13 protein-coding genes and 1 tRNA gene are annotated in these 17,561 nt (G+C 42.8%); 11 read left to right on the top strand and 3 right to left on the bottom strand.

Going from position 1 to position 17,561, the window contains the following annotated elements; all coding sequences use genetic code 11:
• The first annotated feature begins 26 nt into the window (after positions 1 to 26).
• Positions 27 to 3,197 carry a UvrD-helicase domain-containing protein gene (locus HQK88_15210; protein ID MBF0618149.1) on the top strand — a complete coding sequence of 1,057 codons (3,171 nt, stop codon included), beginning with the start codon at positions 27 to 29 and terminating at the stop codon, positions 3,195 to 3,197.
• Positions 3,198 to 3,209: 12 nt separating this feature from the next.
• On the opposite strand, the gene hisD is transcribed toward HQK88_15210, so the two are convergent.
• From hisD to HQK88_15195, 3 genes are all read right to left on the bottom strand, one after another.
• Positions 3,210 to 4,502, bottom strand: coding sequence for a histidinol dehydrogenase (gene hisD / locus HQK88_15205; protein ID MBF0618148.1), 1,293 nt, complete (start codon positions 4,500 to 4,502; stop codon positions 3,210 to 3,212).
• A 107-nt stretch (positions 4,503 to 4,609) separates the two neighbouring features.
• Complete coding sequence (locus tag HQK88_15200; GenBank protein ID MBF0618147.1) at positions 4,610 to 4,924, bottom strand: AAA family ATPase; 315 nt, start codon at positions 4,922 to 4,924, stop codon at positions 4,610 to 4,612.
• Positions 4,925 to 5,270: 346 nt separating this feature from the next.
• Positions 5,271 to 5,343: transfer RNA gene (locus tag HQK88_15195), tRNA-Phe, on the bottom strand.
• A 5-nt stretch (positions 5,344 to 5,348) separates the two neighbouring features.
• On the opposite strand from HQK88_15195, the gene lnt reads away from it, so the two are divergent.
• From lnt to HQK88_15145, 10 genes are all read left to right on the top strand, one after another.
• Complete coding sequence (gene lnt / locus HQK88_15190; GenBank protein MBF0618146.1) at positions 5,349 to 6,959, top strand: apolipoprotein N-acyltransferase; 1,611 nt, start codon at positions 5,349 to 5,351, stop codon at positions 6,957 to 6,959.
• Positions 6,960 to 6,966: 7 nt separating this feature from the next.
• Positions 6,967 to 8,074 (top strand): peptide chain release factor 2 gene (gene prfB, locus HQK88_15185; GenBank protein MBF0618145.1). Its coding sequence is split into 2 segments (ribosomal slippage): positions 6,967 to 7,038 and positions 7,040 to 8,074, totalling 1,107 coding nucleotides; the frame shifts between segments, so codons are not numbered across the junction.
• Between the two features lie 246 nt (positions 8,075 to 8,320).
• Complete coding sequence (dnaA, locus tag HQK88_15180) at positions 8,321 to 9,652, top strand: chromosomal replication initiator protein DnaA (GenBank protein MBF0618144.1); 1,332 nt, start codon at positions 8,321 to 8,323, stop codon at positions 9,650 to 9,652.
• Positions 9,653 to 9,674: 22 nt separating this feature from the next.
• Complete coding sequence (gene dnaN, locus HQK88_15175) at positions 9,675 to 10,781, top strand: DNA polymerase III subunit beta (protein MBF0618143.1); 1,107 nt, start codon at positions 9,675 to 9,677, stop codon at positions 10,779 to 10,781.
• A gap of 4 nt (positions 10,782 to 10,785) precedes the next feature.
• Positions 10,786 to 11,706: a HAMP domain-containing histidine kinase gene (locus tag HQK88_15170; GenBank protein ID MBF0618142.1), complete on the top strand. Its 921-nt coding sequence runs from the start codon at positions 10,786 to 10,788 to the stop codon at positions 11,704 to 11,706.
• A 7-nt stretch (positions 11,707 to 11,713) separates the two neighbouring features.
• Entirely contained in the window at positions 11,714 to 12,172 is a 459-nt protein-coding gene (locus HQK88_15165; GenBank protein MBF0618141.1) for a chemotaxis protein CheD, read from the top strand.
• Between the two features lie 55 nt (positions 12,173 to 12,227).
• Positions 12,228 to 14,642, top strand: coding sequence for a DNA topoisomerase (ATP-hydrolyzing) subunit B (gene gyrB, locus HQK88_15160; protein MBF0618140.1), 2,415 nt, complete (start codon positions 12,228 to 12,230; stop codon positions 14,640 to 14,642).
• 39 nt (positions 14,643 to 14,681) lie between these two features.
• Positions 14,682 to 17,111, top strand: a complete 2,430-nt coding sequence (gene gyrA, locus HQK88_15155; GenBank protein MBF0618139.1) for a DNA gyrase subunit A — start codon at positions 14,682 to 14,684, stop codon at positions 17,109 to 17,111.
• A gap of 65 nt (positions 17,112 to 17,176) precedes the next feature.
• Positions 17,177 to 17,335, top strand: a complete 159-nt coding sequence (locus HQK88_15150) for a hypothetical protein (GenBank protein ID MBF0618138.1) — start codon at positions 17,177 to 17,179, stop codon at positions 17,333 to 17,335.
• Positions 17,336 to 17,561, top strand: a 226-nt coding sequence (locus tag HQK88_15145) for a hypothetical protein (GenBank protein ID MBF0618137.1), incomplete at its 3' end; no start/stop codon positions are given.

The following is a 17,561-nucleotide window of genomic DNA, read 5'->3' as shown; positions in this document are numbered from 1 at the left end:
ATATCTTGCAACGCTAAACACTTAATATGGCAGATGCCGTTCTTAAGCGAGATGACACTGAGGTGTTTCCTCATGTTGTCGTTCTTAAGGCATCGGCAGGCTCTGGTAAAACCCATACCCTCACCAAGCGTTACGTGCAGTTTGTGCTTTCAGGTAAGATACCTGAAAACCGCCTCAGGAATATTCTTGCAATTACATTTTCTAATAATGCTGCTAAAGAGATGCGGCAACGGATTGTCCTGTGGCTAAAGGAAATATGCCTCGGTTACAATTCAAGAGCCACAGAAATTAAGGAGATTATAAACCTGCCGGAGGAGGAAATCCTCAGACGGGCATGTCTTTTGATTGATGAAATACTAAACCACTATACAGACTTTCAGGTTAAAACCATAGACAGCTTTATGGCCTCGGTGTTTAAGTCCTCGGTGCTTGACCTTGGGTACGAACCGGACTTTGAAATCATGCTTAATGGTGATGAGATCATGGAGTATGCCTTTGAGGTGTTTTTACGCAGTGTCAGGGAGGGCACACATCAGGGAGCTATGGTTTCAGACATTGTAAAGATAATTATTGAAAACCGCACGGAGGATTCCCGGTTCCTATGGGATCCCTCGCGTACAATTTTAGATGAAATAAAGAAGATATACAAAAAAATCTCAAAAACGAAGTCCGTGCAGATTGTTTATGGAAATACGGTTGCAGCGGAAAAAATAAAGGGAAAAATAAAAGACGCCGCTTTAAAACTTAATGAATTTATCTTAGAGTCGGGGCTTACAATAAGCGGAAACAGCTCATTTGGGGAAATACTAAGGAGCGTGCAGAGAGGTAAATTTGCAGACATAATAAATCGGGGACTAAAAAATCCACCGGTTAAAAAACCTGCTAAAAAAAGCCCGGAGGCAGCACTCTATGATGAGGCGGTCTCGGCCTGGAGAGACCTTACGTCCCTTATCGGGCAATTTGCAGAGGTCTTCAGCCGCACGTATTTTATCCCGTTTATACGAGCATATGAGGCTTTTGCCGCAACACTGCAGCATGCTAAAAAACAAAAAGGTAAGGTGTTTATTGAAGACATCAGCAGAAAACTCTCCTTCTACATTGATGGCGATATTGTTCCGGATGTGTACTTCAGGCTTGGAGAGACAATCTATCACTATCTGATTGATGAGTTTCAGGACACATCCCCGATTCAGTGGAAAAACCTATACCCTCTGATAGAAAACTCATTGTCACAGGGGGGGAGTCTCTTTGCTGTGGGGGACACTAAGCAGGCAATTTATGGCTTCAGGGATGCCGACTACAGCATTATGAAATCGTTTGAAGCTGAGAGTGGGGAGGAGCGTCCATTTCTGTCTGCCGAGCACAGAGTGGCGGAACTCAGCGTTAATTTCAGATCGCAAAAGCCCATCCTTGATTTTAACGAGGAGATTTTTAAGCACATTATGCCTCAACATGAGACATATAACTTTGCAGCACAACTTAGTGGCCTTTCAGATTATACCCAAACTGCCAAAGACACAGGCAGTGCATCCTCTTGCGGATTTGTCAGAGTGGATACCGTAAACTCTCCGCAGATTAGCGATGAAATATCAGAGACAGAGCCGGTAAAACAAAAACTCTATGAAATTTTGGATGACTTAAAATTAAGGGGTTATAAATACAAAGACATAGCAGTGCTTACAATGAGAAACGATGACGTGGTCATCATCTCAACGTGGCTTAACGAAAAAGGCATAGAGAGCCGGAGTGGCAAATCTGAGGCCATCCCGTTTATATCATACAGCAGTCTTGATATAAGAAAAACCAATGCGGCATGTGAAGTTGTTGCTCTTCTTAATTTTCTTGACTCTCCGCTTGATGACCTTTCATTTGCAACATTTCTAAGCGGCAGGATATTTGAAAGTGCGGCGGCTCTTAATGGCCAGACAATTACTTTGGATGAAATCCGAACGTTTCTCTTTAATCACAGGAGGGAGAGCTCTCCGCTTTATAAGTGCTTTCAGGCAGATTACCCGGAGCTTTGGAGCAGCTTCTTTGAAGAGCTTTTTAACTCTGCCGGATACTTCCCTCTATATGACCTTGTCACTGAGATTTACCGTGTATTTAACGTATTTGGCCATACACAGATGAGTTCAGAGGCATCACTGGTAAAAATCCTTGAGGTGATTAAAGCGTTTGAAGAGAGCGGTACAAACAGTCTCAGGGACTTTGTTAATTTTGCCGCACATGGGGACGGTACATCTCAGGAGTGGAATATAGATGTGCCAAAGACTGAGGATGCCGTCTCTGTGATGACCGTACATAAGTCTAAGGGGCTTGGATTTCCGGTCACTGTAGTTATCCTGTATGGGCAGAAAGACAGGCCGTTTGATTATATTTTGGAGGGGGATAGTGATGTAAGTCTCTTAAAATTAAATAAAAAGATTCTTGCTGCTATTTCTCACTATGATGATAACTCTCCTTTAAATGATCTCTACGAAAAGGAGAAAACCAAAGAGCTTGTAAATAAACTCAACGCCCTATACGTCTCTCTGACCCGTGCTAAGAGCGAACTCTACGTGATACTTGCTACAGATGGAGGTAAATATCCGTTTGAACTTTTCCCGGATGGCAGCACTGAGGCAGGACAGAGAGAGTGTGTGTCAGCCGCAGAGGTTTCCGAAGACACTTCTGATGTGCTGCCAATACTTCACACATTAAGAAAACCGTATCACTTTGGTGTAAACCTTACACCAATAAATATCGGAGAAAAGCAGCGAGGGGATTTTATCCACCGAATACTCTTTTTTGTTGACTTCATATCCGATGATTTTAAAAGTACATTAAGCAGGATTGTTGAAATGGTAAATCTTGAATACGGAAACTTATTTGATGTGGGAGAGACGGCTGAGTTGCTCCTCCGGTTTTTACACAGGGATGACATAAAACCATATTTTATTTATACGGAATCAAGAGTGTTAAAAAATGAACAGGAGTACACAACTAGCTCCGGAGTCACACTCAGAATGGACAGGGTGGTAATTGATAAGGACAGTGTCTGCGTAATAGACTATAAAACCGGAGGGGCAGACAATGAAACAGGCTACGTGTCACAGATAAAAGAGTATTTGCGCATTTTGCGTGAGTTCTATCCGGATAAGAATTGCAGTGGCCTTATAGCCTACACAGATATGCAAGGGAGTGTAGCAGTTAGGTAAACTTACGGGTTTTCACATACTCCCCTTAAGCTTGTTTAATCTAACCATCACTGAGTCGGCATGGGCGTGTAGTCCCTCACACGAGGCCAAATCATAAACGACATCGGCAATGCCCAAAAAGCCGGCCTCTGAAAATTTTATATAACTCGTCCGCTTTAGAAAGTCATAGACGCCAAGGGGCGAGAAAAAGCGCGATGTGCCGTTTGTGGGAAGCGTGTGATTTGGCCCTGCGCAATAGTCGCCAAGCGGTTCCGGTGAATAATTCCCAATAAAAACTGCTCCCGCATTTTTCACCAAATCCAAACACTCATCCGGGTTTTTAACCATTATCTCAAGGTGTTCCGGTGCTATCTCATTAGCGTACTCAAAGGCCTGTGTTAAATCTCCGGCATAAACCAGTGCTCCGAAATTACTAAGTGACTTTTCCGCTATTTCTTTTCTTTTAAGAGTTTCAAGTTTACTTATCAACATTTTTTTAACAGTGGTAAGCACTGTTTCCGAAGTTGTTATCAGCACAGAGGAGGCCATCTCATCGTGTTCTGCCTGACTGAGTAAATCAGCCGCTATAAACTCCGGGTATCCGGAGTCATCAGAAATGATGAGAATCTCTGAGGGCCCTGCTATCATATCTATATCAACCACGCCAAAAACCTGTTTTTTAGCCTCTGCTACGTACATGTTGCCGGGGCCTGTGATTTTATCCACCTTTTTAATGCTCTCAGTGCCATAGGCCATAGCAGCCACAGCCTGAGCGCCTCCAACAGGGTAAACCTCTGTTACTCCCAGTTCCCATATCGCTCTCATAACGTATGGGTTTAGCTCTCCACGAGGTGTTGGCACACAAAGGGCAATCTCTTTCACTCCTGCCACCTGTGCCGGTATAACGTTCATGAGCACAGTTGAGGGATATGAGGCTTTGCCTCCCGGCACATAAACTCCCACACGCTCAAGAGGCCGTATAAGCTGTCCTAACTCCGCCCCCTTATATGAGTGTCTCCAGCTCTTTTCGAGTTGCCGCTTATGAAAACGCCTTATCCGCTCAATGGAGAGTTTCAGAGCTTTTACAATTTTTGGCTCAACTTTTTGCGCGCTTTGTTCTATAACGCTCTCAGGTATTCTTATTTTATCAAGAGCTACCTTGTCAAATTGCTGAGTATATTGTATTAATGCCTCATCCCCTCTGTCACGTATATTTTTTATAATCTCACTAACTGTCCCTGCAAGGTCTGAGTTAATCCCCTGAGCCCTTTTTCTTAGAATTTCCTTAAATTCCTTAAATTGTTCTTCTTTATATATTTCTCTCATTTTTTTTTTCCTTTAATAATATTACATCGTATCCTGTATGATAATAAAGAATAACATAAGAATTGCATAAAAAGTTTCGCAGTTTTTTACAGAGCCCCTCAACGTTGTTAATCAAACAAAAGAAGAAAATGCGGAAGTGGAATATAAAACAGGTCATCTCTTATTCCAAAATCATCCCACTGTTTTGAAACTACAATGCCGGGCCAGGTATTTCCTAACAGTTTACACAATGCTCCCATACCTTTGCTTAGTTTTTTAAAGTCAATGCTATGTCTGTATTTAACCTCAATAGGTAAATACTTACCAGCATACGTCTGTACCACAAAATCAACCTCACGTGTTTTATCCCTAATCAGTTTTCTTATTATTTGCCTGATAAGGGTGCTTTTGCCTACGCGGCGTGGACCGGTTACAGAGATAATTGAGGCACATTCTTAAGTGAAAAGAAAATAGAATCAAACACAGGTCGGTGAAACGCGGGCAGATGTTTAAAGGCGCTTTCCGCACTGTCAACGTGCTGCCACGGATTAAAGGGCGTTAATAAGTCATTGATTTTCATGGGAGTTTTCCTGTTTTTCCATTTATGCTTATTATATATAGCATAAATGGATGGTTTTGTAAATGTATGGTAACTATTTTTAACGAAAGCTTTTTTCCCGGTAGGAAAAAAGTCTCCACTGTTAGCTTATTTACCGTAATTTTGTTTATAATATATGGTTACTAAATGGAAAACCATGAATAAGCACTTTTATACTAAGAAAAAAAGAGTGGGCAGTCGCAGAATTGAACTGCGGACACGAGGCTTTTCAGGCCTCTGCTCTACCGACTGAGCTAACTGCCCACACAATGGATATATTACACAATTTCACTTGTAAGTTGTCAAGCATAATTAAAAAACTTAATTCCAAACCTTTTTTTATTAATTATCTAATGCCGTCACTCTCCGGTGTGCTGCTGTTTCTTGCTTTCCCAAAACCAGAGCTCTTTTCCCTTGCATGGGCAGCTCTTTTGCCTCTGTTTTACTCTGTTACGGCTGCAAAAAATAAGCTACAGGCCATATTTTCCGGACTCATAGCAGGACTTTTCTTTTTTTTCGGCACTCAGTACTGGATTTATCACTCACTTAACCACTTTGGCGGTATTCCGTTTATTTTAAGCCTGTTTATTGTTTTTCTGCTTTGTCTGTATCAAAGCCTCTATATAGCTGTGTTTGCTCTCATGTTGTGGCTTATGGCAAAGAAATGGTCTCTCAGGCGTGCCTGCTACGGAGCGCCCTTTATATGGGTCTGTCTTGAGTACTTAAAAGGAATCATTATAACCGGCTTTCCATGGTCACTCCTTGGCTACTCTCAGTACAAATTTATTAATCTAATCCAAATCTCTGACATCACCTCTGTTTATGGCATATCTTTTTTGATTGTGTTTTTTAATTCCGCTTTGTTTCTGGCTTTTTTTGAAAAAGATATTACCCTTAAAGAAAATCCGGTTAAAAAACTCAAACCGGTTCTTATTGCCTCGCTGCTGATAACTTTCACCGTCTTTTATGGAATTAAGAGACTGCCCTCGTTAAATTACACCGAAAAAGTTACAGTTACATTAGTGCAGGGAAACATTCCGCAGGAAATGAAAATGGACAGGGACAACAGAGAGAAAATTACCGGCATATACGAAACTCTGACTTTGGAAAAAACTCCGAAAAATGCCGACCTTGTCGTGTGGCCGGAGTCATCCCTGACGTTTTACTTTATGAGCGAAGAGAAATACACAAAGGACTTCATTGATTTTCAGAAACGCTTAGGAAAAAATCTACTGTTTGGTACAGACCTGATTCGAGGCAGAGCGGGTAATTACTTAATTCTTACCAATAGTGCAGTTTTATTAGGAAAAGATGGAAAAATTGATTACGTTTATGATAAAATCCACATGGTACCGTTTGGGGAGTATGTACCGTTGAGAAAGTTGCTTTTTTTTGTGGATAAGCTTGTAGGCTCGATGGGAGAATTCTCCCCCGGCAGCGATTATGTGCTGGCAAGGGCCAGGTTTAAAGACGGCGGGACAGCGAGTTTTGGAACACATATTTGTTATGAAATTATATTTCCGGATTTGGTGAGAAAATTTTACAGAAATGGCGGTGATTTTATCGTAACCATAAGTAACGATGCATGGTTTGGTGATACAAGCGGACCTTACCAACACCTTGCAATGGCAGTGTTTAGGGCTGTGGAAAACGGGAAATATATCATCAGGGCTACAAACACAGGAGTGTCAGCTATTGTAGGCCCGGAAGGGCTGATATTACAAAAAACTCCACTTTTTGAAAGAACCACCCTGACCGGAGATATTTATAAATCTGACGGAAACATAACTTTTTACACTGTTTTTGGAGATGTATTTGCTTATGTTTGCCTTATTTACAGTATCATAGCCACTGCACTTTTGGTAATTAAACGGAGGTAGATTACACATGACAGGAGTTGTTGAAATAAAAGAAAAAATAAAACCTCTTGAGCTGCAATTAAATCATCTCAGAGGTTATCTTTGAAGTGGAAACTTTGCTTAAAGAGATATCCGATATAGAGACAGAGCTTAGTGTTAAAGACAACTGGTCTGATCACGAGAAAGTGTCAGAGCTAAAGAAAAAGCAGTCAAGGGCTCAGGATATAGTGAAGTCTTATTTTGATGTGGAGGGGGATGTAAACTACCTTTCAGAGTCTGTGTCCATACTTGATGAGGAGGACGGCCAGCTTTTCTTAACCGAGTTTGAAGAGAAATTAAACAGCACGGTGGAAAAAATTGGCTCTCTTGAGTTAAAGCACCTTCTAAGCGGGAAATTTGACGACTGTGACGCAATAGTGGAAATACATCCGGGGGCAGGCGGCACTGAGAGCCAGGACTGGGCTCAGATGCTTATGAGATTGTACTTACGATGGGCCGAAAGAAACTCATTTAAGGCTGAAATTATTGACTTACTTAACGGGGATGAGGCAGGAATTAAAAGCGTTATGATGACTATAAGCGGCCCGTATGCCTATGGTTACCTGCGCTCTGAAATAGGAGTGCACAGGCTTGTAAGAATTTCCCCCTTTGATACAAACAAACGCAGACATACCTCATTTGCCGCCGTGTTGGCATATCCTGAGATAGAAAAAGATATTGAAGTAGAGATTAAAGACGATGACTTAAAAATTGATACCTTTAGAGCCTCCGGCGCCGGAGGCCAGCACGTTAACAAGGTCTCATCGGCTGTAAGAATTACTCATTTGCCATCGTCAATTGTGGTTTCATGCCAAAATGAACGCTCTCAACACAAAAACAAGGAAAGAGCCATGCGCATTCTTAAATCCAGGCTCTATGAGCTTCAGGTCTTAGAGCAGGAGAAAAAACTTGACGGTATCATAGGTGACAAAAAAAACATTCAGTGGGGAAATCAGATTCGCTCATACGTGCTTCATCCATACAGGCTGATTAAAGATCACAGAACAGGGTACGAGATGGGTAACGTTAATGCCGTACTTGATGGTGAGATCGGTTCTTTTATAAAGGAATATTTAATACGGAGAAAAAATGCTTAATCCTTCTATTACTATATATATAAAGAAAACAGTAGTAACAGTAGAGGGCGGTAAAATGTTGAAAACCTGTAAAAAATATAGATTTAAAAGATACTTATCGTGTTTGCTTTTTTGTTTGGTATTTAGCGCAAATTACACACTTATCAACAATTTAAAATTATACTTAGATATGAACAATTTATTATCATTTTTTGAAAGGAGTTATTTAGGAATTATTAACAATTGTTGATAATTTGTTGAAAACTTATGGAAATTGAAGAGATTTGGCAGAAGGTACAAGGAGTTTTACAGGAATCCGTAGGTGGGGCAGCATTTGAGCTTTGGTTTAAACCCGTTAAGCCTTTGGAGATTAAAGATCACAGTGCAGTGCTGTCTGTTCCCAACAGGTTTTTCAGGGAATGGATAGAGGACAATTACCCGCAACTGTTTAACAAGGCATTAGAGACTGTGCTTTCAAAACAGATTAATGTTGTCTTTAAGGTGGATCAGCCGCAGACAAGCGAGATTGCAAAAAAAGACACTATAATGCAAACCCGCAGAACTAGATTAGCCAATAAAGGGATTCATCTTAATCCGAAATATACGTTTGAGAACTTTGTAGTGGGGCCAAGTAACCAGTTTGCCCATGCAGCAGCTCTTGCCGTTGGAGAGTCTTTGGGAAAAACATATAATCCACTGTTTATATACGGCGATGTAGGGCTTGGTAAGACGCACCTGATAAGCGCTATAGGCAACATGGTGATAGACAGAGACCCAAATGCTGCTGTCATGTACGTCTCATCAGAGCAGTTTACCAATGAGGTGGTATCAGCCATCAGACACGAGAAAATGGGAGAATTAAAGGACAAGTACAGGGGACTTGATGCTCTGCTTATTGACGATGTCCAGTTTATAGCAAACAAGACTCAAACGCAGGAGGAGTTTTTTCACACTTTTAACGCTCTCTATGAAAGGCAGAAACAGATAATAATTTCAGCCGACAGACCCCCTAAGGAGCTGACCTCGATAACCGACCGTCTGAAGTCGCGTTTTACGATGGGATTGATTGCTGACATTCAGCCGCCCTCAATTGAGCTTAAGGTTGCTATTTTACAAAGAAAAGCGGAAAACCAGAAGATTTTCCTGCAAGATGATATGGCCTACTACCTTGCCTCACGCATCAGGTCTAACATCAGGGAGCTTGAGGGCTGTCTCATAAAACTTGCGGCAAACTCTAACCTTACGGGAAACCCTATTAACATTGCTATGGCAAAAGACGTCTTAAAGGACATATTTGTTGATGATTTCAAACCTATCAGTGCCGAGCATATACAAAAAATGGTATGTGAATACTTTAACATAAAACCTATAGACATAAAGGCTAAAAAACGCACTAAAGAAATCACTGTTCCCAGGCAGGTGGCTATGTATATTATCAAGCAGCTTACAGATTTATCCCTTGGCGATATAGGAAAGTCATTTGGAGGAAAAGACCATGCTACGGTTATTTATGCTTGTAAACAGGTTGAAAGTAAAATAGGCAACGATGAAAACTTCGGAAAAGTAGTGGAACAGTTAATAAACAGAATAAAACCATAAAACCGTGTGGAGGTGGTGAGATATGAATTTTAGAATAGACAGCTTTGAGCTGCAGAAAAGGCTTTCAGACATCCAGAACATCATAGAGAAAAAGGCTACTACACCTGTGCTAAGTAATTTTCTGTTATGTGTCGGAGCCGATGGCAGCACCATATATGCAACCGACCTGGATATGGCCATAAAGGAGCCGGTAACGGTGGCAAGTGTGCAAAAGCCGGGAAAATTCTGTCTCCCTGCAAAAAAACTATACGAAATAGCACGTGAGATTACCGGAGAAATTGTTTTTGAAGAGACTGAAAATAATTGGGTAACGATTAAAGCCGGTAAGAGCTACTTTCGCATAGCTTGTATTGAGAGCGAGGAATATCCTCAGTGGCCGGAAATTGAACGGGACAAACAAATCATAATAGATGCCCGCAATTTGCTTGGCATGATTGAAAAGACACTCTATAGTGCCGGTGAGGCCGACCCGCGTTATACGCTAAACGGTGTTCTGTTTCATATTTTTGGAGAGCAGAAAAAGATGATGCTGGTTGGCACTGACAGCCACAGGCTTGCCGCTATTGAAACTGACATAGACGTTCCCTTTAGCGATGAATTAAAACTCATAGTGCCGCGAAAAACCGTAAATGAGCTAAAGAAATTCCTTACCGGCATCGAGGGTGATATATCGTTTGATATATCTGCTAACCACATCAGATTTAATCTTTTTGAAAAAGAATTTCTAACTAAACTCATAGAGGGTTCCTACCCGGCCTATGATCAGGTGATACCAAAAAATAACGACAAAACGGCCGTAATAGCCCGTGAGGAATTTATAGCGGTCCTAAAGAGGGTTGCAGTGATAAACCGCGACAAAAGTAAAATCATAAAGATAGATATAAGTGAAAATGAGATGGAGATATTTGCAAACGATCCAGAATTAGGTGAGGCGCGGGATTCCATGGATGTCAGATTTGACGGCGATACGCTGAGTGTTGGCTATAACTCGCGGTACCTGCTTGAGCTGCTGTTAAGCATGGAAACTGAAAATGTTGTTATTAAATTTCTGGACAGCCAAAACCCCACTCTGTTTATGGAAGAGGGTGTAGAACGTTACAGATGCGTAATTATGCCGGTGAGGATGTAGAGCGATGATGAAAAAATTAACAGACGATGAGTTTATAGAAGAGATAAGAAAGCGCTTTGAGGACAAGGAAAAGGCGCTTTCCGATATCCGCATGATGACAAAGAAACTTGAGGAGGTCAATGCAAGGCTTCAGGAGTCAGAGGCGCTTAAGAGTAATTTCTTGTCAAATATAAAAAATGAATTAAACAACCCTATGACCGCAATAATGGGTCTTTCGGCTCAGCTTTCTGAAAATGCTTTAACCCTTGATTGTGCAGATATTGCATCAATAGCCGCTCTGATTCATGAGGAGTCATTTGTGATGGATTTCCAGTTGAAAAACATCTTTATGGCAGCAGAACTTGAATCGGGGGAGACTACACTAACCCACGTAATGGTTGACATGGTTTCGCTTATTTCAAGTATCATAGATTCTTTTAGTAAGATGGCGGCAAAAAAAGGCGTTACTATTTCTTTCTCACCTGTTTTTGCTCAGGAGACAGAGGTCAACGCAAATGAGTTCTTTTTTGTAACCGACTCTGAAAAACTACAGTTAATTATGACTAATTTAATAAGTAATGCTATAGAATTCAGCAAAGAGGGCGGCACTGTAGAAATAAAGCTTTCAAAGGCAGATGGATTACTCCACATAGTGGTGAAAGACTATGGCATAGGGATAAGTAACAAGAATCTGAGAGCAATATTTGACAGATTTGTGCAGGTTGACTTTGGTTTGATGAAAGCACACAAGGGGCATGGTCTTGGTTTAAGCATAGTAAGGACTCTCGTTGATTTGATAAACGGTAAAATTACAGTTGACTCTGAGATAGATAAATGGACGGAGTTTACGTTGACTTTGCAGGAGCTGGAGGGTCAGGTGGATATGGATTCCTTCTCCTCAGAGGGTAATGATTTTCTGTTTGATGACGATGAGCAGCAGTTTTAGATTATAGATGAACACACACTTTTTATATCCGGGAACTCTGCTTGCCGATAAGACCCCCTATGAGATAACCACGGTGTTAGGCTCTTGTATATCTGTGTGCCTGTGGGATCCGCAGATGCGATGCGGCGGGATGAACCACTACCTGCTGCCGCTTTGGAACGGTGAGGGACTGGCCTCGCCAAAGTTTGGAAACATAGCAATAACTAAGCTTATAGAGAAGGTGATGTCTTTTGGTTGTACTAAAAGAAATCTGCAGGCAAAAGTTTTTGGTGGTGGCGCTATAATGGAAAGTTCCTCAGGGCTTTTAAATGTGGGTGAGCGTAACATTATGATAGCTCAGGATATACTTTCTGAGGAAAGGATAATGATAGCCGGCTCTGATGTTGGCGGAAACCAGGGGAGAAAGATAATTTTTAACACGGAAACCGGCGTTGTATTAGTAAAAAAGGTTAAAAAGAGTATTTAGTAAATTTAGACATCGGTTGTTTAAAAATAATCAGGTAACACAGAGGTGAAATAAAATGGATAACGGTCATGACGATGTTGTCTCAGAGGGCAGCCAAGGGGATGTGTCTTATGAGGCAGAGTCAATACAGATACTGAAAGGTCTTGAGGGGGTACAGGCAAGGCCTGCCATGTACATAGGCTCAACGGGCATTGAGGGACTTCACCATCTTGTGTATGAGGTTGTGGATAACAGTGTGGATGAGGCTTTGGCCGGGCATTGTACGTGTGTGGAGGCTATGTTGCATCATGACGGCAGTTGCACGGTTATAGATGACGGCAGAGGGATACCGGTTGAGGTGCACCCTGGAGACCCTAAAAAACGTACCGCAGCGGAAATAGTCCTGACGGAGCTTCACGCCGGCGGCAAGTTTGATTCTAAAGCGTATAAAATCTCAGGCGGACTCCATGGAGTAGGAGTTTCGGTGGTAAATGCACTTAGTGAGTGGCTTGAGGTAGAGATAAAAAAAGAGGGCAAGGTTTATCAGCAGCGGTTTGAGCGCGGGAAACCGGCATGCGGGCTTACAGTGGTTGGTGAGACAGATAAAAGAGGTACAAAGATAACATTTAAACCAGACCCAAAGGTTTTTGAAATCACCGAGTTTAACTTTGACACTCTTGCCCAGCGCTTAAGAGAGCTTGCTTTTCTTAACAAAGGCCTGAAAATATCGCTTGCCGAGGAGACCTCAGGCAGGGAGCACACGTTTATCTATGAGGGCGGCATTGTGTCTTTTGTTGAGCATCTGAATAAGAACAAGATTTGTGTGCAGGATAAGCCTCTTTACATATCCGGGCAGCGTGAGGGCTGTCACGTGGAGATTGCCCTTGAGTATAACGACAGTTACACGGAGCTTATCTACACATTTGCCAATAACATAAACACGCGTGAGGGCGGGACTCATCTTACTGGATTTAAGGCAGCCCTTACAAGAACCGCTAATGCCTATGCAAGTTCAGCAGGACTTATGAAAGGCGGCTCTCTATCCGGCGAGGATGTGCGAGAGGGGCTAACCGCAGTAATCAGCGTAAAAGTACAAAACCCCCAGTTTGAGGGGCAAACTAAGATGAAGCTGGGTAATACCGAAATAAAGGGCATCGTAGAGTCAATAGTCAATGACTCACTGGGTAAGTACTTTGAAGAGAACCCCTCGATGGCTAAAAAAATAATAGAAAAATCCATTCAAGCGTTGAGGGCAAGGGATGCTGCCCGCAAAGCAAGGGAATTAACACGCAGAAAGGGTGCTCTTGAGGACTCCGGACTTCCCGGCAAACTTGCCGATTGCTCGGAAAAGGACCCTGCACAGAGTGAGATATACATAGTGGAGGGGGATTCGGCAGGAGGCTCAGCTAAACAAGGGCGCGACAGGCGGTTTCAGGCCATCCTGCCACTTAGGGGTAAGATTTTAAACGTGGAAAAGGCACGGTTTGATAAAATGCTATCCTCCGAGGAGATTCGGATTCTTATCACGGTGCTTGGCACAGGGATAGGTTCCGATGAATTTGATATAGCAAAGCTCCGCTATCACAGAATAATACTAATGACTGATGCAGATGTTGACGGGGCGCACATTCGAACACTTTTACTGACCTTCTTCTATCGTCAGATGCCGGAGATTATAGAGCGTGGTTATCTCTACATAGCTCAGCCGCCACTGTATAAAGTTAAAAAGGGTAAAACCGAAAAATACGTACAAAACGATACTGAAATGCAAGATATGCTCTTTGAGCTTGCCGTCTCTGAGCTTGAGGCAACCATCAGGGGTTCAAAAGTCAGGGGTAAACCGCTTCTAACCCACTTTAAAAGACTGATGTCCTATGAAAAACTAATAGAATGGCACGTAAGGCGGCAAAATGATGGCGATTTGCTCCGATACGTGTTGAAATTTAAAGAAATCGAGACTATTATAAAAGATGAAGAAAAATTTAAGGACTTTCTTGCCTTACTAAAAGAAAAGTACAAAGACACCGAGTGGGGTGAGATAGTGCTTGATAAAGAGCACATGAGTTATTCGGTAAAGCTTGAAAGACAAAATAAGGGGCTCCTGATTAACTTTAATTTCATAAAATCCCCGGAATATAAGGAACTGAGGAGTTATTACGCAATCGTAGAGGATATGGGGGAGCCTCCCTATGTGATAAGCCATCAGGGTGTGGATAATGAGTTTGGGACATCAACTGAGGTGCTTGAGTTTATCATGAAAATAGCAAGGAAAGGACTTCACATACAGCGGTATAAAGGGTTAGGGGAGATGAACCCTCATCAGTTGTGGGAGACTACGATGGACCCTGAAAAGCGGATTTTTCTTCAGGTAACCATAGAAGACACGGTGCAGTCAGACGCTATGTTTACAATTTTAATGGGAGATGCGGTTGAGCCCAGAAAGGACTTTATAACCAAACATGCTCTTGAGGCCAGGAATATTGATATATAGTTTAAACAGAAATAACCCAATAAATAAAGAAGGAAAACCATGTCAACGATAGCTATAAACATAGAAGAGGAGATGAAGGTAAGCTACTTGGATTACGCTATGAGCGTAATAATCGGCAGGGCGCTGCCTGAGGTCAGGGACGGTTTAAAACCCGTTCAAAGACGAATTCTATATGCAATGTTCAGAGAGGGGCTGCTCTCTACCAGGCGGTACTCAAAGTGCGCCGGTGTTGTTGGGGAGGTGCTAAAGAAGTACCATCCTCATGGTGACAGCGCGGTCTATGATGCGCTGGTGCGTATGGCACAGGATTTTAACATGAGGTATCCGTTAATTGACGGGCAGGGCAACTTTGGCTCCATGGACGGCGACCCTGCAGCGGCGTACAGATACACTGAGGCGAGGCTTTCTAAGATTGCCGAGGAGCTACTTAACGACATAGATAAGGAAACGGTTGACTACATCCCTAACTTTGATGAAACCACCGAGGAGCCCGTAGTGTTACCTGCGACTGTGCCAAATCTTATCGTAAACGGGGCCTCTGGTATTGCCGTTGGCATGGCTACAAACATTCCTCCGCACAATCTGGGCGAGGTTATTGATGCTCTGGTATATCTTCTTGAAACGCCGGAGTCAGAGGTGCAAACGCGTGATTTGATGAAATTCGTTAAGGGTCCTGATTTTCCAACCGGAGGCATCATATTTGGACTACAGGGGATTATCAATGCCTATGAGACCGGACGCGGGCAGATAAAGGTGCGGGCAAAGGCTAATTTTGAACAACGGGGGCGCAGCGGAGAGAGCATCATTGTGACAGAGCTGCCGTATCAGGTAAATAAGGCGCGTCTTATGGAAAAAATAGCGGAGCTGGTAAGAGAGAAAAAGATAGAGGGAATTTCTGATTTGAGGGACGAGTCAGACCGTGACGGCATCCGTATGGTGATAGAGATAAAGCGGGATGAAATGGCTCAGGTGGTTTTAAATAATCTCTACAAACACACGGCAATGGAGTCCACCTTTGGGGTGATTATGCTGGCGCTTGCCGGGGGGCAGCCAAAAGTTATGGGGCTTAAGACCATACTTAGCCATTTCCTCAGGCACAGGCGTGAGATAGTGATTCGCCGCACCCGCTTTGATTTACGAAAGGCTGAGGAGCGTGCCCACATATTGGAGGGACTTAAAATTGCCCTTGATAACCTTGACGCTATAATAACCCTGATTAGGGCGGCACAAACTCCTGAGATAGCACGGCGCGGTCTTATAACTGAATTTCCACTTTCTGAGATACAGGCTAACGCAATCCTTGAGATGCGCCTGCAGAGATTGACCGGTCTTGAGCGGGAAAAAATCGTAAGTGAGTACAATGAGGTCATAAAGGAGATTGAGCGCCTTAGGGCAATACTGGCAAGTGAGGCGCTAATAGCTCAAATTATAAAGACTGAGCTTCTGGAAATCAGGGAAAAGTATGCCGATGAGAGACGCACTGACATTGTGGCTGATGCCTCAGAAATCTCAGTTGAAGATTTGATAACCGAGGAGGAGATGGTAATTACCGTTTCCCATAACGGCTATATAAAGAGAAATCCGCTTTCGGAGTACCGGAGGCAGAGGCGCGGCGGTAAGGGCTCAATTGGGATGGAAACCCGTGAAGAGGACTACGTTAAGCAACTATTTATTGGCTCAACGCATGATCACATACTGTTTTTTACCAATTTGGGGCGGCTCTACTGGCTTAAGATTTATCAGATACCGGAGGCCGGGCGCGCAACAAAGGGCAAGGCGATAGTGAATCTGCTTCAGTTACAGTCGGGTGAAAAACTGGCTACGGCGCTTCCAGTTAAAGGATTCCAAAGCGGCTATCTGATGATGTTTACAAAAAAGGGTATTGTGAAAAAAACGCAGCTTTCAGAATTCAGCAATCCTCGCAGCAAGGGGGTCATAGCGATTTCAATTGATGACGATGACGAGCTGATAGCGGTAAAGATGACAGACGGGCGATCTGATGTGATAATAGGAACACAGTTTGGACATGCCATCAGGTTTAACGAGGACGATGTCAGAGATATGGGGCGTGGGGCGCGAGGAGTTATCGGCATTCGCTTAAAGAGCAAAGATGAGGTAGTGTCGGCTGATGTAACAGATGATCGGTCAACCCTGCTAACGGTAACAGAGCTGGGTTACGGTAAGAGAACAAAGGCAGTTGAGTATAATGCACAAAGCCGCGGCGGACAGGGGGTAATCTCAATAAAGATAACGGAAAAAGGCGGCAAAGCGGTGGGGCTCATCCAGGTGCGTGATGATGATGAGATAATGCTTATCACTAAGGCAGGCAAACTGATACGCACACCGGCAGAGAACATTCCGGTAACCGGCAGAAACACCCAGGGGGTCAGGATTATGGACGTGGGCCCGGAAAACATGATTGTAGGAATTGGGAAATCAGCTGAAAAGGATAATAAGCCGGAAGAGTAATACCAAGTAGCAATCTAATAAGTATAATGTTATACTATCTCTAAAAATAAAACATAGGGGTAGTAATGATAAAAAAGACGAAAGTGTTGGAACATCTGACAGCAGAAGAGATAAAAGAGAAGCTAAGGGAGACCACAGGCTTTTGGCGAGTACAGAAATGGTTGGTAATACTGAATGCGCTGATAGCGCCGAGGTCAGCCAAAGAGATAGCTCTTCATCTTTGAGTGGCAGAACAAACAGTACGCAATCTGACATCCCAATATAATCGTTTAGGGCCTAAAATACTTGAGGGACCAGGTAAAGGTGGAAGACGCAATTTCTATTTGACAACAGAGAGTGAAAAAGCACTTTTAGAACCATTTATTGAAAGAGCACTTACCGGTAAGATAGCTACTGCTAAAGAAATTAAGGATGTTTTTGAGCAGAGTTTGGGTCACCCAATTCATAAAA

This window comes from Nitrospirota bacterium (genome assembly GCA_015233895.1).
Lineage (GTDB): Bacteria > Nitrospirota > Thermodesulfovibrionia > Thermodesulfovibrionales > Magnetobacteriaceae > Magnetomonas.
This window is presented reverse-complemented; position numbering and strand designations above follow the sequence as displayed.

Coding starts and splice junctions, on each gene's coding strand:
- gyrA (MBF0618139.1), top strand. CDS start 14,682: ATGTCAACGATAGCTATAAACATAGAAGAGGAGATGAAGGTAAGCTAC.
- HQK88_15210 (MBF0618149.1), top strand. CDS start 27: ATGGCAGATGCCGTTCTTAAGCGAGATGACACTGAGGTGTTTCCTCAT.
- dnaN (MBF0618143.1), top strand. CDS start 9,675: ATGAATTTTAGAATAGACAGCTTTGAGCTGCAGAAAAGGCTTTCAGAC.
- HQK88_15170 (MBF0618142.1), top strand. CDS start 10,786: ATGATGAAAAAATTAACAGACGATGAGTTTATAGAAGAGATAAGAAAG.
- gyrB (MBF0618140.1), top strand. CDS start 12,228: ATGGATAACGGTCATGACGATGTTGTCTCAGAGGGCAGCCAAGGGGAT.
- hisD (MBF0618148.1), bottom strand. CDS start 4,502: ATGAGAGAAATATATAAAGAAGAACAATTTAAGGAATTTAAGGAAATT.
- HQK88_15165 (MBF0618141.1), top strand. CDS start 11,714: ATGAACACACACTTTTTATATCCGGGAACTCTGCTTGCCGATAAGACC.
- HQK88_15150 (MBF0618138.1), top strand. CDS start 17,177: ATGATAAAAAAGACGAAAGTGTTGGAACATCTGACAGCAGAAGAGATA.
- dnaA (MBF0618144.1), top strand. CDS start 8,321: ATGGAAATTGAAGAGATTTGGCAGAAGGTACAAGGAGTTTTACAGGAA.
- lnt (MBF0618146.1), top strand. CDS start 5,349: ATGGATATATTACACAATTTCACTTGTAAGTTGTCAAGCATAATTAAA.